Here is a 24,742-nt window from a genome sequence, read left to right on the forward strand (position 1 = left end):
TCCTTTTTCCCTTACGAAGCGCCACCTTCGTTCTTGGCGACGACAACCATCGCGGGCTTGAGTAGACGTCCATGCAGCGTCCATGTCGGCGTCCAGGCCTGCATGACCGTTCCATGCGCATGTTCAGCGCTCGGCTGCTCAGCCATGGCCTGATGCTGATTGGCGTCGAACGGCTTGCCGGACGGGTCTTCACTCACCACGCCATGACGCTCAAGGATGGACAGGAAAGAACGCTCCGTTCCCTCGATGCCTTCGCGCATCGTGGTGATGAGCTTGTCCTCGCCTTCGACCTTGGGCGGCAGGCTGGCGAGAGCCCGCTTGAGATTCTCGGCGGCCTCGACCACGTCACGCGCGAATTTCTGCACCGCATACTGGCGGGCATCGTCCACATCGCGCTTGGCGCGGGCGCGCAGATTCTGCATCTCCGCTTCCGAACGCATCCATTTGTCGTGCTCTGCCGCGAGCTGGTCTTCCAGCTCCTTGATTCTGGCGCTGGCCGCACTCATCACGTCGTCCGTGGAGGGAGCGCCTTCGGGCTGTGCATCCGTCCCGGCTGTCGTGTGGGACGAACCGTGCTCGGTGGGGCCGTTCACCGCATCTTCCGCTGGCGCTTCGGCCCCTTGGGTGTCTGTCGTGTTGGTCATGTGACAAGAATTAGGCATCCGGATGGAGGACGACAAGGCATCGACAGGGAGGAATTCTCACTGCCCACCCATGCGTACGGCAGCCGGTCTGTTTCGTGAGGTGAGACATACCCCATAGCCCCGCTCCTCCCGGCAAGCTATTGTGCCCCCGACTGAAGCCCGAGCGCACCGTGGGATGGGTGTCGCCTCCGTTGTGGGAGAACCGGATACGTGACGGAAAAACAAACGATCGCCCTGGTCGATGACGATCGCAACATCCTGACCTCCGTACAGATGACGTTGGAAGCCGAAGGTTATCAGGTCCGCACATTCACCGATGGCGAGCAGGCTCTGGTGGATCTCACCAACCGCCCGGTGGATCTGGCCGTGCTCGACATCAAGATGCCCCGCATGGATGGCATGGAACTGCTTCAGCGCCTGCGCGCACGCTCCAACCTGCCCATCATCTTTCTATCGTCGAAGGACGAAGAGGTGGATCAGCTCATGGGGCTGCGTCTCGGCGCGGACGATTATATCACCAAGCCGTTTTCCCAACGGCTGCTGATCGAGCGCATCCGGGCTCTTCTGCGCCGTAACGAGGTCAACAAGGCCGAAATGGCGGGCGAGGGCGGCGCCAGCCTGCTTGTGCGCGGCGATCTGTCTCTCGATGAATCGCGTCACCGTTGTCAGTGGAAAGGCCACGACGTCCCGCTGACCGTAACAGAGTTCCTGCTGGTCAAGGCTCTGGCGGCCCGTCCGGGACTGGTGAAATCGCGCGATCAGCTCATCGACGCGGCCTATGGCGACAACATCTACGTGGATGACCGCACCATCGACAGTCACATCAAGCGCGTGCGCAAGAAGTTCCGGCAGGTGGATGAGGACTTCAACCAGATCGAGACGCTCTACGGTATCGGCTACCGCTACAAGGAAGACTGATACGGTGCAGCCCGGCTTCCGCCCGACGGATCGTGCGGCATGACCGCGTCCCCCGATCCGATGGACCGGCTTCGCACCCTCGGTCGCGCCTTGCCGCCGCGACTGCGCCAGATCGCCCGTCTCGCGCGTGTGCGGACACGGCGGTGGCGCATACGGCTTCTGGCCCGCACACGACGCTCGCCCGCGCCCCCGGGCGAGGACGACGCGGACCGGCGGCTGATCTCACCCCTGATGCGGCGTATCCTGCTGGTGAACATGCTGCCGCTGGTGGTGTTCGGCCTCACGCTGCTGTTTCTCAGCCAGTTCCGCAACAGCCTCCTGATCGCCGAGGTCAGCGCCCTGCGCGAGCAGGCGCGCATCTATGCCGGGGCGCTCGGGCAGAGCGCCGTCACACTCAATCCCGCCGCACGTGGACTGCGCCGCGATCGCCTGCCCGGCGGCACGCATATGCTGGAACCCAATCTCGCGCGGCCGCTTCTGCTGCGGCTGACCGAACCCAGCCCCACGGCGGATGCCCGGATCTTTTCACCCGATGGCACCCTGATCGCCGACAGCCATCAGGAAAAACTCGCCCATCGGCGCCCCGGCAGTCCGCCGCCATCACCGGACATGCAGGACGTGCCAGCCGACGGCACACCGACCTCGCATGACGGACTGTTCCGCCGCCTTGTGGACGCCCTTTTCGGCAATGACGAGGACATGCGGCTGGACGATCGCCCACCGCCGCCACTTCCCGGAGACCGCTCCCTGAAAGCGGGACCGCCGCGGGAAGATCCTGAAACACCGCCCTATATCCGGCGCACGACCAATCACAAGCTGGTCATTACCGTGGCGGAACCCATCGTGCATGACGGACAGACGGTCGGCATCATTCAGCTTACCCGCACGGGTGAGATGATCGACACATCGCTGTTCAAGATTCGCAGCTCCATCCTGTCGCTTTTCCTGCTGGCCATGGCCATCATGGTGCTGCTGTCGTGGTATCTCTCGCTGACGATTGCCCGCCCGCTCCTCCGGCTGGCCACCTCGGCGCATGTCATGCGTGAGAACTCGGGGCGGACCGGTACCGTCCCGAGCGCCCTGCTGGGCCGCAGCGATGAGATCGGAGATGTGGCCCGTGCCCTTCAGGACAGCGCACAGGCTCTGTGGACACGGATGGACGCTATCGAGCGCTTCGCCGCCGATGTCGCGCATGAGATCAAGAATCCGCTCTCCTCCATCCGCTCGGCCATCGAAACCATCCTGCGCATCGACGACCCAGACCGACAGAGACGCCTGCTGACCATCATCGGGGAAGATGTGCGGCGGCTTGACCGGCTCATCACCGATATTTCCGATGCCAGCCGCCTCGATGCCGAACTGTCGCGTGTGCGGGCGCAGCCTGTGGCGGTAGTTCCGCTGCTCTCCCTGCTGGCGGAAATCCATCAGTCCACCCGCAAGCCCCATCAGCCAGACATCGACCTCGCCATTTCTGACGACACGCCCGAGGCGCCTTTGCTCGTGCTGGCGGTGGAAGACCGCCTGGTGCAGGTCATCCGCAACCTGATCGGCAACGCCATCTCGTTCTCCCCTCCCGATGGCCACATCTATCTGGAAGCCCACGCGGCAGGAGGAATGGTGGAAATATCCGTCTCAGACGAAGGCCCGGGCATTCCCGAGTCGAAGCTGGATTCGATTTTCGACCGCTTTTATTCCGAACGCCCCAAGGCGGAGAATTTCGGTCAACACTCGGGGCTGGGCCTGTCCATCAGTCGCCAGATCATTCAGGCCCTGCGCGGCACCATCCGCGCCGAAAATCGGACGGACAGAGAAGGGCGCGTCATCGGTGCCCGCTTCATCATCCGGCTGCCGCGCGCGACTGGCACGCCGCCGGCACGCCGCGAGGATGACACTGACTGAAAACGCGTCGTTTCCTTTTTGCCCAATAAAAAAGCCCCCGGCCGTTTCCAGCCGGGGGCTTTTTGAATATCCGTGTGAACGCCCAAGACGTCAGCGCGGAGCCAGCACCATCACCATCTGGCGGTTCTCCAGACGGGGCATCTGCTCGACTTTCGCCAGTTCATCGACTTCCTGACGAATACGCTCAAGCACCTTCACGCCAAGTTCCTGATGCGCCATTTCACGACCACGGAAACGCAGCGTAACTTTCACCTTGTCCCCATCATCGAGGAAGCTCTTCATCGCGCGCATCTTAACCTGGTAGTCATTTTCGTCGATGTTCGGACGAACCTTGACTTCCTTGATCTCGATGACCTTCTGCTTCTTACGAGCCTCGTTGCGCTTCTTCTGCTGCTCGTACTTGTACTTGCCGTAATCAAGAATCTTGCAGACAGGCGGCTCGGCGTTCGGGCTGATCTCAAGAAGGTCCAGCCCTACGCCATAAGCACGCGCCAGCGCGTCACGGGTGGGCAGGACACCGATCATCTCTCCGTCCTGATCGATCAGACGGACCTGCGGAATGCGGATCTCTTCATTAACGCGGGGCCCCTCGCGACTTGGCGTCGAGGGAAACGGTGGTCTGGCTATGGTCAGCTCCTGTCGAAATGGCAAAAGCGCCCCCACCGCAATGCGGGGACGGCAGTCTTTGATCTATACCAGCTTATTATGTGCGGAAAGCTGCGGCTAATATCAAGCGCCACATTCATGCCATCCGCGCGAGCAGCCATGCGAAAACCACTCGCCACCCGAAAGACGGTGCATGCCGTCCTTCACTGATCGTCGCCGTCACGGCTGTCATCGTCCGGACGCGCGCCGATCGTGACCGGCACTATCACCGTCGCGGCCTTGCGGTGCACGGTCAGCGAAAGGGTGGAACCGGGCTTGCGGGCGGCCACGATGCGGATCAATGTGCGGGCGCTTTCCACACGGTCGTTCCCCACCAGCGTGATGAAATCACCCCGGCGGAGCCCCGCTTTCTGTGCCGGGCCACCGGGATCGGTCTCCACAACCCGCGCGCCGTCCTGCCCCTCCTCATCCTCCAGCGTGACCCCCAGCCAGCCGCGCTCGATGTGACCACCCGTGCGCAGCATCTCGACCACCGGGATCACCAGTTCGGAGGGAATGGAAAATCCGATACCCACCGAGCCACCGGTGGGCGAGACAATGGCCGTGTTGATGGCAATCACCTCTCCCTTCATGTTAAAGGTCGGGCCGCCCGAATTGCCCGGATTGATGGGCGCGTCGAGCTGGAGAAAATCATCGAACGGACTGGCCCCAATGTCGCGCCCGCGCGCCGAGACAATACCGGCGGAGACCGACGACCCCAGTCCGAACGGATTGCCCGCCGCCATAATCCAGTCGCCCACCTGCACCTCCCGGCTGTCGCCCCAGCGCACATAGGGAAGCGGCGTGAGGCTCTCCACCTTGATGACGGCGATGTCGGTCAGATCATCGCTGCCCAGCACACGGGCGGGCAGTTCATGCCCATTGGCCAGCGACACCGTGATGTTATTGGCGTCCCCCACCACATGATTGTTGGTCACGATCACGCCCGCAGGATCAATGATGAAGCCTGACCCCGCGCCCAGCATTTCCTCACCATGACGTCGCAACCGCTCACGAAAGCGGCGTTCCAGTGGCGTGCCCTTCACATCCGGCAGCACATGCAGTCGCCGGTTGGTGGAGGGATTGATGTCGCGCGTCACGGCAATGTTGACCACAGCCGGCACCACGCGGCGCACCAGCGGCGCGAACGTGACCGGCAGTCCGGCGACAAGCGGCAATCCATCGGTCACGGCCGGCGGCGTGGTGTCGGGAGGCGCCGACGCATCGGCGCGCGCCTCCCCCACCGGCAGGAGCGCACACGCCATCAGAGCGGAGACGGGAAAGACCTTCAGGCCACGGAGCAGCGCTCCCCGGACGGAATGGGTGGGCATCAGACAGACATTACCTTCATGACGGCGTGGAGTGTCCGATCAATCGGCCGGCATCGCAATGCCTTGTCCTCATGAACATGAACTTTTCATGCAACACTGTGGCCTTCGCACACTGCGTTAACGTCCGCGTAGCGGCGTAGGTGAGGCCGTGGAAGGATCTTCCGGCCAGTCGTGGCGGGGATAGCGCCCGCGCATGTCACGCCGCATGTCCAGCCAGCCATTCTTCCAGAAATTCGCCATATCCGCTGTCAGCGCCTGCGGACGGCCTGCAGGAGAAAGCAATGCCAGACGCAGGGGAACCCGACCACCCGCAAGACGTGGTGTATCAATCGTTCCATAAAAAACCTGAGCTTTTGCTGAGGCTATGGGAACCGGCTGGCTATAATCCACCTTCACACGACCGCCTTTGAGCATCAATTCCGTGGGCAGCTCCCGATCCAGCCAAACGAGATCGGCGTGCGCGAAGCGCGCCCGCAGCATTGCCAGCAGATCCAGCCCTTTCAGCGCCGTCAGTGTCGTAATGCCCCCAAGCCAGGGAGCCAGCCATTCGCCCACATTTGAGACAAGAGCCTCATCCGAGCAATCGGGCCAGTCAGAACGCTCCAGCGTTCCGCGTGCGATCGCCACACGCGCCTGAAACTGCCGCGCGGCCTCCGTCCATTCCAACGCCGTGGCAAGCGATGTCGTCGCCTGCATCAGCAGCAAATCCGCAGCGTCCCCGGCCTTCACCGCCTCGGTCCGGTCGCGCAGCACCAGCGCCCCCACGCGCAGGCGCCGTCGCGCCATGATGGAGCCACTCACCGGATCAAGCGCCGTCTCCACCTGTTCGCTCGCTCGCGCCAGCAGCGCGTCCGGCAGATTGTTCGGGTCCAGAGGTGCTGCCAGACGGATTTCCGCGCTCTTGCGCAGAAACAGCGAGGCCACAGCCAGAAGGCGGCAATCCGCCAGACGGTCCGCCTTGCCGATGCGTGCGCTACCACCGCCTGCCAGACGATAGCTTCCCGGCTCTCCGCGCGCCTGCGCCACCCGATCGGGAAAGCCCGCAGCCACGAGGGCGGCCGCATCTCCCTTTGATTCGGTCTCGCGCGGCAGTCCCATCCGCCGCCGGAACTGGGTAGCGGCCTGCCGGATACGGGCAAGCGCACCCCAGTCAGCGTCGGGATGATCGCCCCCTGCAATCAGATCCAGACGCAGGGAAATATCAGCCGGAGGAATGGGAGGAGGCGCACCGGGCCGCCCACCCTGACGCGGCCGCAACGGGTCACGCTCTTCCAGCAACGCGGCAAGATCGGCGGCCAGTGCGGCCTCGGATGCGTCTTGGGCCGCCAGCATCATGGCGGCCAGACGCGGATGTGTGCCGAGAGGCGACATGGCCTGCGCAGCTTTTGTCGGGTGTCCCTCCTCATCCAGCGCCCCGAGAAGCGTGAGCAGTTCGCGGGCCGCCGCCACACCACCAGCGGGCGGGGCGTCCAGCAACCGCAGAGGTCCATCTCCGCCCATGACCTGCCGCCACAGGCTGGTAGCCAGCACAAAATCCGACAGGTCCGCATCCAGAATTTCGGGACGGTCATGCGGGCTCATGCCGCGCTCGGTGGCCTGCGTCCACAGGCGCACACCCAGCCCCGGCGCTTCTCGTCCGGCGCGCCCGGAGCGCTGCGTTGCCGCCGCGCGTGAGATGCGCATCGTCTCCAGCCGGGCCAGCCCCGCCCCCGGATCGAAACGTGGCGCGCGCCGGAAACCGCCATCGATGACAATCCTTACTCCCGGCACGGTCAGAGAGGTCTCGGCGATGGACGTGGCGAGAATGACCCGACGTGCCCCATCCGGTTCCTGCGCAAGCACGCGGGCCTGTTCCGCAGGCGGCAACTCGCCGTAAAGCGGGCGCACGAGAACAGGTGTCCTCTGAAGTTCGGTCATGGTACGGCGAATTTCACCCGTGCCGGGCAGGAAGACGAGAATATCGCCCTCACGCTCAGCCAGAATCTCACGCACTGCCCGCGCAGCCTCGCGCGGCAGATCGCGCGCAGACGTCAGATCACGCTTTGCATGACGGATTTCGACAGGAAACTGCCGTCCCGCGCTTTCCACCGCAGGCGCGCGCATCAGTTCACATAGCCGCGCCGTGTCGGCTGTGGCGGACATGGCCAGCAGCCGCAGATCGAGACGCAATTCGGCCTGAAGATCCAGCGAGAAGGCCAACGCGAGATCGCCATCCAGAGACCGCTCGTGAATTTCATCGAAAATCACGCAGGCCACGTCCTCCAGCGTCGGGTCCGAGAGCAGGCGGCGCAGAAACAGCCCCTCCGTCACGACCTCGATCCGCGTGGCCGCTGAGACGGCGGACTCCAGCCGTGTGCGGAAGCCGACGGTGTACCCCACCTTTTCGCCCAGCAAGGATGCCATGCGCTGAGCGGCGGCGCGGGCGGCCAGCCTGCGTGGCTCCAGCATGATGATCCGCGCTGTCGGCGCGCGCCAGCCCCCGTCCAGCAACACCAGCGGCACAAGCGTCGTCTTGCCCGCTCCCGGAGGCGCCACAAGCACGGCGTTCGGCTCGTCCTCAAGCCGCGCGACCAGTTCGGGCAGACAGGCCCGCACAGGCAGATCCTCGCCGGGAGCCGACAAAAGGGAAGCCACACGAGCGGCCCGATCGGAGTGCGCACCATCAGTCATGCTTCGCGTTATGAAGGCGGGGCCGTTCCCCTGCAATCGCGCAGCCTGTTCCTGTGCCGCTCCTCTCGCTAAAGTCGCGCCCTTCCCGCGCGCCTGACACGCTCCCCCACCGCGACCAAGGATCACAGTCCGTGCGCCTGACCGCCCTCGCCTCCTTCCTGACGCTGGCCCTCTGCCTTGTTGCCGGCACCGTTGTCCATGCCGCCGAGAGCGCGCCGTTCGCGACCGAGCGCGACAGTGTGACGCTGGTCAGCGCGAGCGATGCCGTGCAGCCGGGACAGCCCACGCGGTTCGGGCTGCATTTCCATCTCGCACCCGGCTGGCACACATACTGGAAGAACCCCGGTGACGCGGGTGAGCCGGTGGCGCTGACCGTGACCCTTTCCGGCGGCGCGACGGGACAGGCTAGCGCCATCGAATGGCCAACCCCCCAGCGCCTGCCCGAAGGGCCGCTGATGTCCTATGGCTACACGAGCGAAGTGCTGCTGCCTGTCACACTCAGGCCAGAACCCGGTGACGACACGACGGTCCAAGTGAAGGCCCATGCCGAGTGGCTCGTCTGCGCCGCGGTCTGTGTGCCGGAGCAGGCGGATTTCACTCTCACGCTCCCAAAGGCTCCTCCCACGCCTTCGGCCGAAGCGCCTCTCTTCACTCAGGCTGCGGCACGTGTGCCGAAAGCGGCACCTTTCTCCGCCACCATCGCCCCGGACGGAGTACTCACGCTCTCCGGTGCGGGCTTGTCCTCCCGCCACGTGACAGATGCATGGTTCATTCCCGACACGCCCGGCATCGTCGATCAGGTTGCCCCCCAACCACTGGCGCGCACAGGCTCTGGCCTGACACTGAAGCTCAAGCCTCTGGACGCCTTTCACGCAGGCACGCCACTGGACGGGCTGGTGGAACTGCACAGCCCGGATGCGGCTCCCGAAACACTGGCTATCCATGCCCATTCGGTCGCAATGCCCGCCGCACCCATTCAGCCTCCTCCCGCTATGCCGGATGGATGGCTCACACTAGCGGGACTGGCTTTCCTTGGTGGCCTGATCCTCAATCTGATGCCGTGCGTGTTCCCGGTTCTGGCCATGAAAGCCGTGGGACTGGCGCGCGGACAGGAAACCGGTCATCGCGTGCGCGGCGCTATGGCCTACATGGTGGGCGTATTGCTGACCTTTGCCGCTCTCGGGGCAATCACGCTTGCCATCCGGCACGCCGGCATTGCCGCAGGCTGGGGGTTTCAGTTCCAGTCGCCGGTCTTCGTCACGGCCATCTGCTGGCTGCTCTTCATCGTGGCGCTGGGGCTTCTGGGCGTGTTCGAACTGCCCGTCATCGGTGCCGGGCAGACTGCGATTTCCCGCACACACGGAGTACTGGCCGATTTTTTCACCGGTCTTTTGGCTGTGCTCGTGGCAACCCCCTGCACCGCGCCCTTCATGGGAGCGGCCATCGCAGGCGCACTGGCAACGTCACCTCTTGCCGCGATGGGCATCTTCCTGAGCATGGGGCTGGGGCTGGCGGCCCCGTTCGTCCTGCTGGCCGTTCTACCGGGCGCTGGACGACTTCTCCCGCGTCCGGGAGCGTGGATGGACACTCTGCGCCAGTTCCTTGCCTTTCCTGTGCTGGGCACCTGCGTGTGGCTGATATGGGTTCTGGACCGTCAGGTGGGCAGCACCGGCGTGCTTCTGCTGGGCACCAGTCTGCTGATGGTGGGGTTTGGTGGCTGGCTCGCCATACTTGGCCGCAACCGAGCGCAGGGGAGCTACCTGCGTGTGGCTGCACTCATCGTCTGCCTTCTACCCCTGCCGCTTCTGGCTGTTCTGCCGCCCGCGGGCGTCGTCGCGCACACGCCCGACGCATCGGATGTCACCCCTTACTCCCCCGGACGACTGGCCGCACTCCGCAAGGAAAGGCGTCCCGTGTTCGTGGACATGACGGCAGCGTGGTGCATCACCTGTCTGGTCAACGAGCGTGTCACGCTGGACAGTGCCCGGGTGCGCTCAGCATTTGCACAGCAGGGTGTGACCTACATGAAGGGAGACTGGACCAACCGTGATGCCTCCATCGCCGCTTTCCTGCATGAGCATGGACGAGATGGCGTGCCACTCTACGTGTTCTATCCAAGAAGAGGCGAAGGCCGCGTCCTGCCGCAGATACTCACACCCGATCTGGTCATCTCGGCTTTGACGCACTGACCGCAGTCCCCGATTTTCGGGGAGCTATTTTTTCTGCGCCCCCTTCATGAACGCCTCCAGCCCTCCTTCGAGCGCCATGCGAAAGGCGCTCAGAGTCTCCTCGCTCACATGATGCTCCATGCCTTCTGCATCGATCTGGGCGCTCTCGCGACTGACACCCAACGCCAGCAGGAACCGCTCCACCACCTGATGTCGGATGCGGGCATCATCCGCTACCTTTTGCCCCGCCTCACTTAGAAAAACTCCGCGATAGGGCTTCTGGTGCACCAGCCCTTCCGCCACCAAGCGGGCCAACATCTTGGCGACCGTCGGCTGCGACACACCCAGACGTTTTGCGATCTCGACCTGACGGGCCTCTCCACCCTCAAGAAGAAGATCGGAAATCAATTCAAGATAGTCTTCCACCAGAACGCTTCGGCGCGCTTCCCGCGCGGCCTCGAAGCCCCGGCTCTGTGTCTCCACATCCGGCATCCGCCGCGACGCGCCACGGCTTTCCTTTCTGGACACCTGTTTTCTCCCGGCGATCATGCCCGTGGGACATAGATCATGCACCACAGGCAATCCAGTCGCATCGCCTCACCGGGGAAGGCTCGCTCCTTCAAGTTCCAGCAACCACACCTTGTCGTCCACGCCGCCGTCACCGGAATAGCCTCCCAGTCCGGCCGCCGCCACGACACGATGACAGGGGATGAGGATGGGAACGGGATTACGCCCTACGGCCTGCCCCACCGAACGGGGAGAGCCCCCCACTTCGGCGGCGATCTGCGCGTATGTCCGGGTCTCGCCCACCGGAATGCGCAGCAGGGCGTCCCAGACCTTTTTCTGATAGGTCGTGCCGAACGGCGCGAGCGCGAACGGAAACTGTCCCTTTGGAGTGTCGAACCACGCATCCAGCCAGTCCCGCGCCTGACACAGCAGCGGCGTTTCCGTCTGATCGCGGCCCCAGCCCCAATCGAGCGAAATGATCGCACCGTCCTCTTCGGTGAGCGTCAAAGGCCCGAGTGGTGAATGAAGCGAAAGTTGCGGCATGACGGAGTCCTCATTACGCGCGAACAGCCTGCTGACGTGCTACACGCTGTTCCAGCTTGCCTGAACCGTCCGCACTCTGCGGATGACAGCCCCGCCACTAACCGGAAACGCAAGACCGTGTCCACGCCGTCCGCCCTTCGCACCCAACCCCTTGAGCCGATTTTCGCGCTCGCCACCGGCACTGCTCGCGCCGCCATCGCCGTGATGCGCGTCAGCGGAACCGGCAGTGATGCGATCCTGCGCCGTCTTCTCGGCACACTCCCCGCCCCCCGCAAAGCCAGCCTGCGTCGTCTGTGGCGCGATGCCGCGCACCGCACGGATGCGCTGGACGATGCACTGGTACTGTGGCTCCCCGGTCCCGCCAGCTACACGGGTGAAGACAGCTTCGAGCTTCATTTGCACGCCGGACCTGCCATCGTCTCGGCCGTGGCAAGCGCATTAGTGGACGCCGGAGCGCGTCCCGCCGAACCGGGGGAGTTCACGCGGCGTGCCTTTCTGCATGGCCGTATCGACCTGACGGAAGCCGAAGGCATCGCCGACCTGATCGAAGCCGAGACCGAAGCGCAGCGGAAACAGGCGCTGGCGCAGTCCGAAGGCCGACTGGGCACGCTCTATCGCGGCTGGGCCGACCGTCTGCGTAACGTGCTGGCGCGACAGGAAGCGCTGATCGATTTTCCCGACGAGGATTTGCCGCCGGAAGTGGAAGCCGCCCTTCTGTCCGAAACCACCGCCCTTCGTGACGAGATCAGCACCCATCTGGCGGATGGCGAACGGGGCGAGCGCATCCGGCGCGGCCTCACCATCGCCATTGTCGGACCGCCGAACGCGGGCAAATCCACGCTGCTCAACCATCTCGCCGAACGTCAGGCCGCCATTGTCTCGCCCGTGGCAGGTACGACGCGAGATGCCATCGAGATCGTCACCACGCTGGCCGGCGTACGCGTGACGCTGGTGGACACGGCGGGACTGCGCGAGACCACCGATCCGATCGAGGCGGAGGGGGTGAAACGGGCGATGTTTCACGTGGAACATGCCGACTGCGTGGTGCAGATGTTCTCCGCCGAAGACGTGCCTGACCATCTGCTACCGGGCGCCTTGCCCGTATGCAATAAGATCGATCTTGCTCCAGCCCCTCTCTCCATCGAAGATGTGCCCGTGCTCGGCATCAGCCTGCACGATGAAACCGGGCTGGCCGCCCTGCAGGAAAATCTGGAACGGCGCGTGCGGGAACTGACAGCCTCCAGCAGCAGCGCCCCTCCATTGACCCGCGCCCGCCACCGTGCGGCCGCCGTGGCCGCGCACGAGCATCTCGATGCCGCGCTCGCTGTTGACTGGCCGGAAATGCGCGGCGAGGAACTGAGGCTTGCCATGCGCGCGCTCGGTCGCCTGACCGGTGAGGTGGGTGTGGAAGATCTTCTGGACACTGTTTTCGGACAGTTCTGCATTGGAAAATGAGAAAAAGGGAGGCCGCGTCATGAAGAATCAGTTCGATGTCATCGTTGTGGGCGGCGGCCATGCCGGATGCGAGGCCGCCGCCGCCGCCGCCCGTTGCGGCGCGCGGACAGTGCTGCTCACGCACCGGATGGAGACCGTGGGCGCGATGTCCTGCAATCCGGCCATCGGCGGGATTGGCAAGGGTCATCTCGTGCGTGAAATCGATGCGCTGGACGGTCTGATGGGTCGGGCGGCTGATGCGGCGGGCATTCACTTCAAACTGCTCAACCGCTCCAAGGGGCCAGCCGTGCATGGCCCCCGCGCACAGGCTGACCGGGGACTGTATCGAAACGCCATTCACGCCCTTCTCCACGCCACAGAAAACCTGACACTTCTTGAGGCTGCCGTGGACGATCTGAATCTCGCACCGGATGGCAGCGTCAGCGGCGTAACCTGCGAAGATGGACGCACATTCACCGCACCATCCGTCGTCATCGCCGCCGGCACGTTCCTGCGCGGCGTGATTCATTTCGGACACGATATCCAACCGGCCGGTCGTGTGGGCGACCGACCAGCCAACGCGCTGGGACGTCGACTGGAAACCCTCGGTCTGCCTATGGGTCGATTGAAAACCGGCACGCCCGCGCGCCTCGATCGCGCCAGCATCGACTGGGAATCTCTGGCTGAAGACGCAGGCGACGCGCAGCCCGAACCCTTTTCGCGTCTGACGGAACGCATCACCAACCCGCAAATAAGCTGCCGGATCACGGCCACAAATGAGCGTACTCACGACATCATTCGTGACAGCCTACATCTTTCCGCAGTCTATGGCGGCGCCATCGCCGGACGCGGACCGCGCTACTGCCCATCGATCGAAGATAAGGTCGTGCGCTTTGCGGAGCGTACATCGCACCAGATTTTCCTCGAACCCGAAGCTCTGCCGGGCAATCCGGGTGGCGATCTGGTCTATCCCAACGGGATTTCCACCAGCCTTCCTCCAGTGGTGCAGGAACGCATGATCCGCACGATGGCAGGGCTGGAAAACGCCCGTATCGTACGCCCCGGTTATGCCGTGGAATATGACTACATCGATCCGCGCGCGCTCACGCACTCCCTGGAACTGCGTGCTATTCCCGGTCTGTTCATGGCCGGCCAGATCAATGGCACAACGGGCTATGAAGAAGCCGGTGCGCAAGGACTTCTCGCCGGCGTCAACGCCGCGCATCGTGCGGCAGGAAATGCGCCCGTTACGCTCTCACGCAGCGATGCCTATATTGGCGTCATGATCGACGATCTGGTGACGCAGGGCGTTTCCGAACCCTACCGCATGTTCACCTCCCGCGCGGAATATCGCCTGACCCTTCGTGCCGATAACGCGGATCTTCGCCTGACACCCATTGGAGAGACATGGGGATGCGTGGACACCATGCGCGCCACCCTGTTCGAGCAAACCCGCGCGGCAATCCAGAATGCGACGGAGCGTGCCGCGCAGGAAACATGGCTTCCCGCACCTTTAATAGCCGTGGGCGTCTCCGTCTCACCCGATGGGCGACGCCGCTCCTTGCTGGATGTGTTGGCAACGGGAGCAAAAGCCGACGCAATCGGACAGCTTGCGCCATGGTTTACGACGCTACCTCCACGTATTCGGCAGCATGTGGAAACAGAAGCCCGTTACAGCGGCTACCTCGCCCGCCAAGAGCGCGAGATCCGGCAGCTTCACAATGAATCCTCCATTATCGTGCCGGAAGATTTCGATTTCAGTCGCGTCGGCGGCCTGAGCGCGGAAATGCGTGAGCGTTTCGAGCGGGCACACCCTGCCAACTTCGCGGCCGCCCAACGTATTCCGGGCGTCACACCCTCCGCGCTGATGGCGCTTCTCGCTCACCTGAAACAGCAGCAGGCCGCCTGACCCAATGCCGACTCCTCCACACCCCACATCGCTGCCTGATGTTCCACGTGAAACATTCGAACGCCTTACCTGTTTCGCGGACCTCCTCACGCGCTGGACACAAAAGATCAATCTGATTTCACCGCACGACCTTCCGCATCTATGGCCTCGCCACATCGAAGACTGCCTCCAACTCGTGCCTCTGGTGGAACGCGGAACGCACATCACCGATCTGGGGTCGGGAGGCGGATTTCCCGGTCTGATCCTCGCCATCGCGGCCGACGCGGACGTCACGCTGGTGGAATCGGATCGACGGAAAGCCGCGTTCCTGCGTGAGGCCAGTCGCACAACGGGTTGCCGCACGCGCGTGATCGACCAGCGCATCGAAACGCTTGATCTGCCGCCCGCCCCCGTCGTGACAGCGCGGGCTCTGGCACGCCTCGATCAACTGCTGGACTGGTCCGCTCCCCTGATCGCTCCGGGCGGTTTCGCCTTCTTTCTGAAGGGGCAACATGCGCCCGATGAGTTGACCGACGCGGAGCGCCACTGGCACATGACGGTTGAACGCATTCCAAGCCGCACACCCGGCGGCACCATCCTCAAGATAAGTGACATCCGGCGTGTCTGAATCGCAGAAAATCACTCGTAAAAACCGAGGCAGAGGGCGAGGCCCCATCGTCCTCGCCATTGCCAACCAGAAGGGTGGCGTGGGCAAGACCACAACGGCCATCAACCTCGCGGCGGCCCTTGCCCAGAATGGCAGCCGCGTCACACTGATCGACCTGGACCCGCAGGGCAACGCCTCCACGGGGCTGGGCGTGGACTACAACGCCCGCACACGCGGCTCCTACACGCTGCTCATGGGCGAAGCCCCGGCGCAGGATTTGTTGCAGGAAACCGCGGTGGACAATCTCGACGTCATCGTCGCTAGCACGGAACTGGTGGGAGCCGAGATTGAGCTGATCGCGGAAGAAGGGCGCGAGCAGCGTCTCAAGACGGCCATTGCGGGGCTGAGCGATCAGGCGGATTACATCATCATCGATTGCCCACCCAGCCTCGGACTGTTGACGCTCAACGCGCTGGTGGCGGCAGACGGGGTGGTGGCACCTCTCCAGTGTGAGTTCTTCGCGCTGGAAGGCATCAGTCATCTCACGAAAACCATCGAGCAGGTGCGTCGCCAGTTCAATCCCGCGCTGTCCACCGCGGGCATCGTGCTGACCATGTATGACCGCCGCAACAACCTGTCCGAACTTGTCGCCGCCGATGCCCGAAGCTTCTTCGGCGATGCAGTGATGCAGACTGTCATTCCCCGCAACATCCGCATTTCGGAAGCGCAGAGCCATGGCACGCCGGTCATGACCTATGACCCGCGTTCGAGTGGCGCCGCATCCTATACGGCGCTTGCCAAGGAATTGCAGACACGTCTGGACAACCACAAGGGAGGCACACCGTGAGCACGAAGAAAAAGGCCGCCGCACGTCCCCGCCTCGGGCGCGGTCTGGCCGCTCTTCTGGGCGAACAGGCGCCTGTGCAGCATTCGACACCCAACACAGACGCGACACCGGAGGCTCCTCGCAAGCTGCCCGGGACGCATGTCAGTTCGCTGCCCATCGAAACCTTGGAGCCAAGCCCCTTCCAGCCCCGGCAGAACATGGAGCCGGAGGCTCTGACGGAACTAGCCGAATCCATCCGTGCCCGCGGCATTCTCCAGCCCATCCTTGCCCGCCCTCATCCGGACAAGCCCGGCACATGGCAGATCATCGGCGGAGAGCGTCGGTGGCGCGCCGCGCAGCAGGCGGGCCTGCACGAGATTCCCGTGCTGGTGCGCGAACTGGACGACACCAACGCCATGGCAGCAGCACTGGTGGAAAACCTCCAGCGCTCCGATCTCAACCCCATGGAAGAGGCCGAAGGCTTCAGTCGTCTGATCGAGGATTACCACCTCACGCAGGACGAGTTGGCGCGCGCAATCGGCAAATCACGCCCTCACATCACCAACACCTTACGCCTGCTGCGGCTGCCCGCGCCTTTGCGCCGGGACGTCACGGAAGGCAAACTGTCGGCCGGTCACGCCCGTGCCCTTCTCGGTCATCCTGACCCTGTGGCAGCCGCACGCGAGGTCATGGCGCGGGATCTTTCCGTTCGTCAGACAGAAGCCCTCGTGCAGCGTGCGGCGAAAACAGCGACCACAAAAACGGAAGGCAAGCCCGTCCGCGAAAAGCGCGATCCGGAAATCGCCATGCTGGAGCGCGATCTCTCTGCAAAGCTTGGACTGCGGGTTCAGATCAAGTTTGACGGACGGGGCGGTGCGATCAGCTTCAATTACAACTCACTCGACCAGTTCGACGCTCTTCTGGCTCTCCTGAACAGATAAGGCGATTAACCCTCTTGCACCTGTAACTCTCCCCTGCTAAAAGGCGCCCATCGCGACACGGTCGTGATCCTGAAATCCTGGGCGCATAGCTCAGTTGGTAGAGCAGCTGACTCTTAATCAGCGGGTCCAAGGTTCGAGCCCTTGTGCGCCCACCAGGATTTCCTCTTCTTCCCAGAAATCTCGAGTATCTCTCAGAGCGCAAAATCTTGTCTCTGACGTGTTTGAGCATCACTCAAGCGAGAATACCCGAGAAGCTCGGCTCCACTTAACGGCTTGTGAAGACAATCGGATTACCCACATTCAAAGTGTCATCGCGGTCAGATCGGAAGCATCATGAAAGGCATAGTCTTCAATCTTCTGGAAGACGTGGTCAGCGAACAGTTCGGCATCGAGACCTGGGATCTTCTTTTGGAAGACGCCAAGGTGGATGGTGTCTACAGTTCTCTGGGCAACTATCCGGATGCGGACATGCTGGCCCTCGTAAAAGCGGCCTCACAACGCCTGAAGCTGCCTGAGGGTGAAGTGTTGCGCTGGTTTGGTGAGAAGGCGATGCCCCTTCTCAAGCAAACCTATCCTGAACTGTTCGAACAGTTCCCCACTGCGCGGACGTTCATCCTGTCCGTCAACACGATCATCCATCCCGAAGTGATGAAGCTCTATTCCGGAGCATGCTGCCCGTATTTTCATTTCACGGAACAGCCGGACGGCGCGCTGGAAATGCGCTACCAGTCCTCCCGTCATCTTCTCGATCTCGCACATGGCTTCATTCTTGGAGCCGCCGACATCTGGCATGAGAACATCTCCGTGGAGCGTTATCCATCCGGCTCCCCGAAAGAGAATGACATGACCATCCGCTGGCAGGGTCCATGAACGACCCAACAGCAGACGAAACAGACATCGACTACAAGGCCCTCTACCTCCAGTTACGCAAACGCTTCGAGAGGGAAAAACGCATCCGCCGCGAAGCGGAGGCGATTGCCGAACGTGGGCTGCGCGAACTCTATGGCCTGAATAACCAGCAGAAACTGCTGGAAACGATCGTCAGTTGCGCCAACACGACCTCCTCTGCCACCCGCGTGCTTGAGGTCACGCTGGAGGAAACCTGCCACCGCATGGGGTTCATGGGCGGTGTTGCCTTCACTCGCCGCGAGGATGGAACCTATGATCGGATCAATCCGACGCTGTGCTTCCCGGACACACCTCCCTCACGTCAGATACTGCTCGCCGCCTGCCGCGCTTCGCGACTGTTCGAGCCGGACGGATTGGCCTTTCAGATCAAACGCCAGCAGAAGATCGTAAGCTGGAAGATCGACCCACAAGAACATGCAATCGGAGCCAGTCTGCACCATGGGCTGGGCCTGCCTGTCATCGCGGGAGGCTGCGTCGATGTCGTTCTGCTGTTTTTCTCATGTAAGGAAGTAAAGGCGGAAGAACCGATCGTCGGCCTGTGCATGAATATCGGCGGCCATATCGCCCGCGTGATCGAACGTGAAAAAGCCGAGCGTAAACTTCGGCATGACGCCACTCACGACGCCCTGACCTGCCTGCCCAACCGCACCCTTTTCAGTCAGACCGTCACCGACGTTCTGGCAGCATGGAAAAACACCGATACGCCGCCAGCGGTCTGCCTCATCGATCTCGATCATTTCAAGCACATCAATGACACGGCCGGTCATCTGATGGGCGATCGGGTGCTGTGTCAGGCAGCGCACCGTCTGACCCATACGCTCGCGAAACATCCCGCGCATATGGTGGCCCGTCTGGGCGGCGATGAGTTCGTGATCCTCTTTCACGGCACGGAATCACCAGACGAGGTGATGACCATCACCGAACGTCTGTGCGATGCGTTTCGACAGCCTTTCGAAACGGAGGGCCATCACCTGACCTCCACCGCCAGCATCGGCCTTGCCTTCTGGTCCCCACGTCATGAAAGCGCCTCCTACATGCTGAAGGAGGCCGATCACGCCATGTATGAAAGCAAAAGGGCAGGTGGAGGCCGTGTGACCCTCGCCCGCCCTCTGCACGCAGCCTAATAGGGCCGCTTCTCCGTCAGGCCATGACCTGTTCCACAGAGACGATCTCCGGCACATAATGGCGCAGCATGTTCTCCACACCATGCTTGAGTGTCGCGCCTGAGGACGGACAACCCGAGCACGCTCCCTGCATGCTCAGCCGCACAATGCCGTCACGGTAGCCACGAAACACGATATCGCCGCCATCGCTGGCCACCGCCGGACGGACGCGGGTCTCAAGCAGTTCCTTGATCTGCTTCACGATCTCTTCATCACCCGGCATCACCGGATCTTCCTGCACGGCAGCACCTTCCGTCACGACCGGACGGCCCGAGACGAAATGATCCACCAATGTGGAGAGCACGCGCGGCTTGAGTTCGGCCCAGTCTTCCGCATCCGTTTTGGTGACGGACACGAAGTCCGACCCCATGAACACACGCGCAACCCCCGGCAATTCAAACAGGGCGTCCGCCAGCGGCGAGCGTCCCGCGACACCATCCGCGTCGATGAAGTCGATCGTGCCGGCCTCTCCCGTCACATCCCGCCCCGGCAGGAACTTCAGCGTGTTCGGGTTGGGTGTACCTTCGGTCTCAATGAACATTGTGGCCCCACTCCATCAAAGGCATCGGTCCGCGCCTTACGCAAACCCAACACCGGCCATCGTCAAAAGAGGACGCAAGCGGTCCTGTATGGATTCAGGAGATGAGGCAGGTGCGCCCGAAAGACAAGCCCCCCGGCAGAATGTCAGGGCTCCGTCTCCTTCACACCCGGCCCATGCCCTACGCGCTCATCGTGCCACGGGATGCACCCAGAAGTAACCATCGCACCGAACCCCAGAAATAAACGACAGGGAACTTTCCATTGTCGTGCGCTTTGTTAGGGCACGACGGTCATGACCGTCAGCAAAGGGTCATGTTCCTTCAATAGGGAGCATGCAGACCTTTGGCTTTTGTGAAAGGTTATTCAATGCTTGGTAACAGAACTCTCGCGCTGGTCGCCACAACGGGTCTCGCTCTCGCCTCAATAGGCGCTGCCCACGCCCAGACCGCAGCCCAGCAGATTCCGGCCGGCACCACCATGTCCGCGCCGCCGCCGGGCGGTATCCCCGTGACGAATCCCGCCGATCAGGCATCCGCTCCCACGCAGGGCGCACAGGTTGTTCACGGCATCACCGGCGCGACGACGGCCGCAACACCGGGCGCACTGGGTGAAAACGGCCTGCCGCCCATCGACAATGCAACACCGGGCAATGTGGCGGGACTGCTCTCCTACTGCATCCACAAGGACTACACCTCCGGCACGACGCCGCGCAGCGTGGCCCGCAAGCTCGCCAAGCGCGCGGATGTGAAGAGCGATCAGGCCTATTCGCTGGGCGGTCAGGGTCTGCTGACCAATGGCACATCGACGCCGTTCGACGTCTCCACGCTCAAGAAGTCCCAGCGCGTCAAGCTGTGCAGCGACCTGACCAAGAAAGGCCAGTCACTCGACTGATCCCTCACTGACCAGTGCCGTCGAGTAAGAAAGACCGTCCGGTGACAAACCGGGCGGTCTTTCCGTTGGTGTGGGGATTGTTCCATCACGGCCAATCGCGCACACTTGGGGCATGAAAACGCCAAGCGGCTCCCGCCTGACACGTTCTTCTCCAGCACCTCTGCCGGAGAACGCTTCCCACGCCCCGTCCTCTCCCGCGCGAGCCGCCCTCGAGGCGGTTCTTGCGCGTACGGGCCTGTCCATCGAACCGCGCGAGGAATCCGCCCTCCTGCGCCGCATCGGCCGCGCCTTGGAGCCCGGCGCGCGCGATGTGCCCGATGAGGTGTTCCGGACAGCCCTGTGCGCGGTGCGCCGCAAACGCTGGACCTCGCGGCTGATGGACCTGACGCGCCGTGAAGGGCGCATCTGGATCTCACGCGAAGACATGGAACAAGCCACCGCCGCCATAACGGACCCGGTGGCACCCGATCCGGTTCTTCTGGGTGCTCTTGAGACCGTCATGGCGGCGCGTTTTCGCGAACTAGGCGACACGCCGCAGGCCGCACTCGACGCCATGCAGGCCGACGTTCTGGACACGGGCCGCGTGCTGTCCGCAGCCCAGACAGCACGGCTCGCCGAAGCGATCGCGGACGCTTTCGATGTGCGTGAGCGCGAGCGCTTCATTGGCGGTGCACGTGAAACGGAGGAAAGCCGCGCCCGCCGCGAGGAATCGCTGGCCCGCACAGCCCAGTCCCGCCGGGAAAACGAAGAGCAGCGCCTGCGCGCATGGGAAGCCAGCCTCGTGCGGTTTGCCGACGTGCCACGCCTGCTGCACTGCTCTCACCGTGAGGCCCTGCGCTGGATCGCGGAAAACCGCATCCCCGTCGCTCGCCGTATCCGCCAGAAGGACGGGCAGGAGCTTTGGGAGTTCGATCCGACCGAACTCGCCAGCCTGCGTCACAATCTTTCCGAATGGCGCAAAGGCAGCGCGGAAGGGTTCGAGCGTGGGGAGAAGCGCGGACGGGACCGCCGCGACGCGCACGAACTGCCGCCGCCGCCCAAGGTCGGCAAGAATGTCGCCAACTCCGTCATTGCTCGCGTGGCGGCACTGGACCGCTATGCCGGACATTTCCGCACCGCGCGCGCGCTGGAACGTCGCATCACACTGGTGACGGGACCGACCAACAGCGGCAAGTCGCACACGGCACTCGACGCCCTTGCCCGCGCCGAAAGCGGGCTGGCGCTCGCTCCCCTACGGCTTCTGGCGCATGAGTTCCGGGAATCCCTCGCAGCCCGTGGTGTGGAGGCATCGCTCTCCACGGGTGAGGAGCGCATCAAGGTGCCGGGAAGCCGGCATCTGGCTGCAACCGTTGAAATGTGCCCGTTTTCCAACCCCGTCGATGTCGCGGTCATTGACGAAGCGCAGATGCTGTTCGACCCGGATCGTGGCGCTGCTTGGACCGCCGCTATCATGGGCGCGCCCGCCCGCCATCTGTACATCCTCGGCGCACCCGAATGCATCCCGATGGTGCGCCGCATCGCTGAACTGTGCGGCGACCCGGTGGATGAAATCTCTCTTCAGCGCAAAAGCCCGCTCAGAGCCGCGTCATCCTCTGTACGCCTGCACGACCTGAAAGCGGGGGACGCGCTGATCGCCTTCTCACGACGCGAAGTGCTGGATCTGCGCGCGGCTCTGATGGAGCGCGGACGCCGCGTGGCCGTGGTTTATGGAGCACTCAGCCCGGAGGTGCGGCGTGCCGAGGCCCAGCGCTTCAATGACGGACAGGCCGATATCCTGATCGCCACGGACGCCATCGGCATGGGGCTTAATCTCTCCATCCGGCGTGTGGTCTTTGCAGCGCTTCGCAAGTTCGACGGGCGCCAGACCCGCGATCTGACCGTGCAGGAGGTCAAGCAGATCGGAGGACGGGCCGGACGTTATGGCAAGCACGAGGACGGCATCGTGGCCGTGCTGGCTGACGCCGGGAGCCCGCGCTTCATCCGCCAGCATCTTGAGGCCGACCCGGTGGCGCCCGATGAACTCAGACCGCTCGTACAGCCCGATGCGGACATCGTGCGCGCCATTGCCGAGGAAATCGGCTCGGACAGCCTGTACGGCGTTCTGGCGCGCATAAAACGCGCCGTCCTGCGCCCCGATGACCCGAACTACCGTCTGTCCGACATGGAACAGCCCTTCGCCATCGCCTCGGCGCTGGAAGGCGTGGAAGGACTCGATCTCAGCCAGCGCTGGACCTACGCCATGTGCCCCGTGGATGACCGTGACAACGGTATCCGCCGACTGGTGGGTTGGGCTGCCGATCATGCAATTGGTGTGCGTGTGCTGCCACCCGGCACGGGCCGACTGCCGCCCCCCGAGCGCGCAGGGCGCGAAGAGTTGGAACGGGCGGAGAAACGCCACAAGCGGCTAGTGGCATGGCGCTGGCTGTCCCTGCGCTTTCCGGAAATCTACCCAGACCGTGAGGAAGCCGAGGACACCACACGCCGTCTCAACGACTGGATTGAGAGCGTGCTGCGCCAGCAGAGCCGAACACGCACGCGCAAGCGGGGGGAGTGAGGGCTTTTATCGAGCATTGGGAGGAAGCTTCGGGCTCTGCCCGAACCCGGAAGGGATCGCAGATCCCTTCACCCTGTTGCGTTGATAACTTATTCCGTCTTGTGGCCTCAATATATCGGACTCAAGGCCCAGTGTACTGATAATAAACGGTTTCCAAAGGCGCGCCTTTGGCGGGGTTCGGGGCAGCGCCCCGCTGGACCACCGTCTGGCAAAGTCAATCATAAGGGGCGCAGGTATAAGGCACCGCGGGAAACAGTCCTGCCGGATGGGAAATGGACATGAGAAACATCCCGTCGCATAGGGAAAACCTTACATCCCGCGATTGAGGAGCCCATCATGACCACGCCATCCGGCACCGACGCCCGGGATACGGAACTTGCCGCCCAGTACGAAGCCTATCCCTACCCGGAGCGCGACCCACGCGATGAGGCAAAGCGGCTGCTGATCGGCAGTCCCAGCCATCTGCGTGAAATCGATTACTGGGTGTTCGGCGCGCGGCGTGCGTGTCATCAACCGTTGAAGGCATTGGTGGCCGGGTGCGGCACGGGCGATGGCGCGATCATGCTCGCCGTACAGATGGCACGCGCCAACCGCCCCGGAGAAGTGGTGTGCGTGGACCGTTCGCGTCATGCTCTCGACATTGCACAGGCACGAGCGAAGGCTCGGGCGCTTTCCAACATCCGCTTTATCGAGGGTTCGATCACCGATCTCGAACGTCTGGATCTTGGACTTTTCGATTACATCGACTGTTGTGGCGTTCTCCACCACCTGCCCGACCCGGATGCAGCACTCAAAGGGCTGGAGGCGCATCTTGCGCCCGGTGGCGGTATGGGACTGATGGTCTATGCACCCTATGGTCGCACCGGCGTGTACATGATTCAGGAAGCCCTTGAAGAGCTCACGCCATTTTCGGATTCTCCTGCGACACGTCTGGATGTGGCCAAACGTGTGATGCGACATCTCCCCGTCACGGCGTGGCTGCGCGAGAATGGCAATTTCGGAGATCACCTGAGTGGCGGCAATGCCGGTCTGTATGACCTGCTGCTGAATCCACGCGATCGGGCCTATGACATCGGGGCATTCCTCGATCTGATCGACCGGGCCGGACTGGAATCCTCCTGTCTCATGGAACCTGCCCGCTACGATCCTGAGTTTTTTCTTCCCGACCCAAAACTGCGCGCCCGTGTGGAAGGTCTCGACTGGCGCGAAAAAGCAAAGGTCGCTGAGTGTCTGACCGGCAACATGGCAACCCATGTGGCCTATGTCGTACGCAAGGGAGAACATGTGACACCGCCGGATTACATGGCGGCCGATGCCGTTCCGATCATGCGTGAGATTCCCGGCGCCGAACTTGCGAAACATATTGGCCCGGACGGCATTCTTCCATTCTCGTTTGGAACACTGGTCGTGCCGGTTCCGCTTCCACAGCAGTCCCGAAGCATTCTTCCCCTTATCGACGGTGAACGAACGCTGGGGGATATTGCTGCGTGCATGGCGGAACGGGGTTTATCGGAAAACCGTTTTCACAAGACATGGTCGAAGATATTCCCCATCCTCGAACGCCTCAACCGGGTGCTGCTTCGTCCGCCTGCGTAATACCAACAGTCCTTCTTCTGGGCGACAGATAAGCGGGACTCTGTCCCACCACTGGTATAAAAGGCCGT

20 protein-coding genes and 1 tRNA gene are annotated in these 24,742 nt (G+C 63.1%); 14 read left to right on the forward strand and 7 right to left on the reverse strand.

The features are described from left to right. Positions 1-11: 11 nt before the first annotated feature. Positions 12-644: a nucleotide exchange factor GrpE gene (locus KUA11_RS07880; protein WP_254454772.1), complete on the reverse strand. Its 633-nt coding sequence runs from the start codon at positions 642-644 to the stop codon at positions 12-14. Between the two features lie 210 nt (positions 645-854). On the opposite strand from KUA11_RS07880, the gene KUA11_RS07885 reads away from it, so the two are divergent. Together KUA11_RS07885 and KUA11_RS07890 are read left to right on the forward strand one after the other, a co-directional pair. Then, positions 855-1,562, forward strand: a complete 708-nt coding sequence (locus tag KUA11_RS07885; RefSeq protein ID WP_166315861.1) for a response regulator transcription factor — start codon at positions 855-857, stop codon at positions 1,560-1,562. A 231-nt stretch (positions 1,563-1,793) separates the two neighbouring features. Beyond that, positions 1,794-3,461 carry a stimulus-sensing domain-containing protein gene (locus tag KUA11_RS07890; RefSeq protein WP_254454793.1) on the forward strand — a complete coding sequence of 556 codons (1,668 nt, stop codon included), beginning with the start codon at positions 1,794-1,796 and terminating at the stop codon, positions 3,459-3,461. A gap of 90 nt (positions 3,462-3,551) precedes the next feature. Here KUA11_RS07890 and infC read toward each other — a convergent pair whose 3' ends face one another. From infC to hrpB, 3 genes are all read right to left on the reverse strand, one after another. Next, entirely contained in the window at positions 3,552-4,088 is a 537-nt protein-coding gene (infC, locus tag KUA11_RS07895; RefSeq protein WP_166315977.1) for a translation initiation factor IF-3, read from the reverse strand. Between the two features lie 182 nt (positions 4,089-4,270). Beyond that, a complete protein-coding gene (locus tag KUA11_RS07900; RefSeq protein ID WP_254454773.1) occupies positions 4,271-5,437 on the reverse strand; it encodes a S1C family serine protease in 1,167 nt (388 codons plus the stop codon). A gap of 117 nt (positions 5,438-5,554) precedes the next feature. Beyond that, a complete protein-coding gene (gene hrpB / locus KUA11_RS07905; protein ID WP_217409779.1) occupies positions 5,555-8,107 on the reverse strand; it encodes an ATP-dependent helicase HrpB in 2,553 nt (850 codons plus the stop codon). Between the two features lie 131 nt (positions 8,108-8,238). Between hrpB and KUA11_RS07910 the strand changes: the two genes are divergently transcribed. Beyond that, the gene (locus KUA11_RS07910; RefSeq protein WP_368040968.1) at positions 8,239-10,296 is read left to right on the forward strand and encodes a protein-disulfide reductase DsbD family protein; all 2,058 of its coding nucleotides are present in this window, start codon (positions 8,239-8,241) and stop codon (positions 10,294-10,296) included. 24 nt (positions 10,297-10,320) lie between these two features. Here the strand turns inward: KUA11_RS07910 and mntR are convergent, their stop codons facing one another. Both mntR and KUA11_RS07920 read right to left on the reverse strand, forming a co-directional pair. After that, positions 10,321-10,803 (reverse strand): manganese-binding transcriptional regulator MntR, encoded by a 483-nt coding sequence (gene mntR, locus KUA11_RS07915; protein WP_368040970.1) that lies wholly within the window; start codon positions 10,801-10,803, stop codon positions 10,321-10,323. 69 nt (positions 10,804-10,872) lie between these two features. Beyond that, positions 10,873-11,325 (reverse strand): methylated-DNA--[protein]-cysteine S-methyltransferase, encoded by a 453-nt coding sequence (locus KUA11_RS07920; RefSeq protein WP_217409780.1) that lies wholly within the window; start codon positions 11,323-11,325, stop codon positions 10,873-10,875. Between the two features lie 117 nt (positions 11,326-11,442). Here KUA11_RS07920 and mnmE point away from each other — a divergent pair, with 117 nt between their 5' ends. From mnmE to KUA11_RS07960, 8 genes are all read left to right on the forward strand, one after another. Further along, positions 11,443-12,780, forward strand: a complete 1,338-nt coding sequence (gene mnmE, locus KUA11_RS07925) for a tRNA uridine-5-carboxymethylaminomethyl(34) synthesis GTPase MnmE (protein WP_368040971.1) — start codon at positions 11,443-11,445, stop codon at positions 12,778-12,780. 19 nt (positions 12,781-12,799) lie between these two features. Next, positions 12,800-14,668: a tRNA uridine-5-carboxymethylaminomethyl(34) synthesis enzyme MnmG gene (mnmG, locus tag KUA11_RS07930; protein ID WP_217409782.1), complete on the forward strand. Its 1,869-nt coding sequence runs from the start codon at positions 12,800-12,802 to the stop codon at positions 14,666-14,668. 4 nt (positions 14,669-14,672) lie between these two features. Beyond that, positions 14,673-15,275: a 16S rRNA (guanine(527)-N(7))-methyltransferase RsmG gene (rsmG, locus tag KUA11_RS07935; RefSeq protein WP_217409783.1), complete on the forward strand. Its 603-nt coding sequence runs from the start codon at positions 14,673-14,675 to the stop codon at positions 15,273-15,275. Then, the gene (locus KUA11_RS07940) at positions 15,268-16,101 is read left to right on the forward strand and encodes a ParA family protein (protein ID WP_217409784.1); all 834 of its coding nucleotides are present in this window, start codon (positions 15,268-15,270) and stop codon (positions 16,099-16,101) included. The genes rsmG and KUA11_RS07940 overlap by 8 nt, the downstream gene beginning before the upstream one ends. After that, complete coding sequence (locus tag KUA11_RS07945) at positions 16,098-17,021, forward strand: ParB/RepB/Spo0J family partition protein (protein WP_217409785.1); 924 nt, start codon at positions 16,098-16,100, stop codon at positions 17,019-17,021. The genes KUA11_RS07940 and KUA11_RS07945 overlap by 4 nt, the downstream gene beginning before the upstream one ends. Positions 17,022-17,100: 79 nt before the next feature. Further along, a tRNA-Lys gene (locus KUA11_RS07950) sits at positions 17,101-17,176 on the forward strand. A 178-nt stretch (positions 17,177-17,354) separates the two neighbouring features. Continuing rightward, positions 17,355-17,891, forward strand: coding sequence for a heme NO-binding domain-containing protein (locus KUA11_RS07955; protein ID WP_217409786.1), 537 nt, complete (start codon positions 17,355-17,357; stop codon positions 17,889-17,891). After that, on the forward strand, positions 17,888-19,054 hold the full coding sequence (locus KUA11_RS07960; RefSeq protein ID WP_217409787.1) for a GGDEF domain-containing protein: 1,167 nt from the start codon (positions 17,888-17,890) through the stop codon (positions 19,052-19,054). Before KUA11_RS07955 ends, KUA11_RS07960 begins: the two co-directional genes overlap by 4 nt. 16 nt (positions 19,055-19,070) lie before the next feature. On the opposite strand, the gene KUA11_RS07965 is transcribed toward KUA11_RS07960, so the two are convergent. Further along, positions 19,071-19,634, reverse strand: a complete 564-nt coding sequence (locus tag KUA11_RS07965) for a NifU family protein (protein WP_217409788.1) — start codon at positions 19,632-19,634, stop codon at positions 19,071-19,073. Positions 19,635-19,999: 365 nt separating this feature from the next. Between KUA11_RS07965 and KUA11_RS07970 the strand changes: the two genes are divergently transcribed. The 3 genes from KUA11_RS07970 (at position 20,000) to KUA11_RS07980 (ending at position 24,674) form a co-directional block, all read left to right on the forward strand. Further along, positions 20,000-20,524: a YjjA family protein gene (locus KUA11_RS07970; RefSeq protein WP_166315902.1), complete on the forward strand. Its 525-nt coding sequence runs from the start codon at positions 20,000-20,002 to the stop codon at positions 20,522-20,524. Between the two features lie 112 nt (positions 20,525-20,636). Beyond that, a complete protein-coding gene (locus KUA11_RS07975) occupies positions 20,637-23,078 on the forward strand; it encodes a helicase-related protein (protein ID WP_217409789.1) in 2,442 nt (813 codons plus the stop codon). 336 nt (positions 23,079-23,414) lie between these two features. Beyond that, on the forward strand, positions 23,415-24,674 hold the full coding sequence (locus KUA11_RS07980; protein ID WP_217409790.1) for a class I SAM-dependent methyltransferase: 1,260 nt from the start codon (positions 23,415-23,417) through the stop codon (positions 24,672-24,674). Positions 24,675-24,742 lie beyond the last annotated feature (68 nt).

This window comes from Acetobacter estunensis, assembly GCF_019083805.1.
In the GTDB taxonomy this organism is placed as follows: Bacteria; Pseudomonadota; Alphaproteobacteria; order Acetobacterales; family Acetobacteraceae; genus Acetobacter; species Acetobacter estunensis_A.

Excerpts from the sequence above, each read along its gene's own strand:
- KUA11_RS07900 (WP_254454773.1), bottom strand. The coding sequence starts at position 5,437 with ATGCCCACCCATTCCGTCCGGGGAGCGCTGCTCCGTGGCCTGAAGGTC.
- KUA11_RS07955 (WP_217409786.1), top strand. The coding sequence starts at position 17,355 with ATGAAAGGCATAGTCTTCAATCTTCTGGAAGACGTGGTCAGCGAACAG.
- hrpB (WP_217409779.1), bottom strand. The coding sequence starts at position 8,107 with ATGACTGATGGTGCGCACTCCGATCGGGCCGCTCGTGTGGCTTCCCTT.
- KUA11_RS07890 (WP_254454793.1), top strand. The coding sequence starts at position 1,794 with ATGCGGCGTATCCTGCTGGTGAACATGCTGCCGCTGGTGGTGTTCGGC.
- rsmG (WP_217409783.1), top strand. The coding sequence starts at position 14,673 with ATGCCGACTCCTCCACACCCCACATCGCTGCCTGATGTTCCACGTGAA.
- KUA11_RS07980 (WP_217409790.1), top strand. The coding sequence starts at position 23,415 with ATGACCACGCCATCCGGCACCGACGCCCGGGATACGGAACTTGCCGCC.
- KUA11_RS07960 (WP_217409787.1), top strand. The coding sequence starts at position 17,888 with ATGAACGACCCAACAGCAGACGAAACAGACATCGACTACAAGGCCCTC.
- KUA11_RS07965 (WP_217409788.1), bottom strand. The coding sequence starts at position 19,634 with ATGTTCATTGAGACCGAAGGTACACCCAACCCGAACACGCTGAAGTTC.
- KUA11_RS07970 (WP_166315902.1), top strand. The coding sequence starts at position 20,000 with ATGCTTGGTAACAGAACTCTCGCGCTGGTCGCCACAACGGGTCTCGCT.
- KUA11_RS07880 (WP_254454772.1), bottom strand. The coding sequence starts at position 644 with ATGACCAACACGACAGACACCCAAGGGGCCGAAGCGCCAGCGGAAGAT.
- mnmG (WP_217409782.1), top strand. The coding sequence starts at position 12,800 with ATGAAGAATCAGTTCGATGTCATCGTTGTGGGCGGCGGCCATGCCGGA.
- KUA11_RS07920 (WP_217409780.1), bottom strand. The coding sequence starts at position 11,325 with ATGCCGCAACTTTCGCTTCATTCACCACTCGGGCCTTTGACGCTCACC.
- KUA11_RS07975 (WP_217409789.1), top strand. The coding sequence starts at position 20,637 with ATGAAAACGCCAAGCGGCTCCCGCCTGACACGTTCTTCTCCAGCACCT.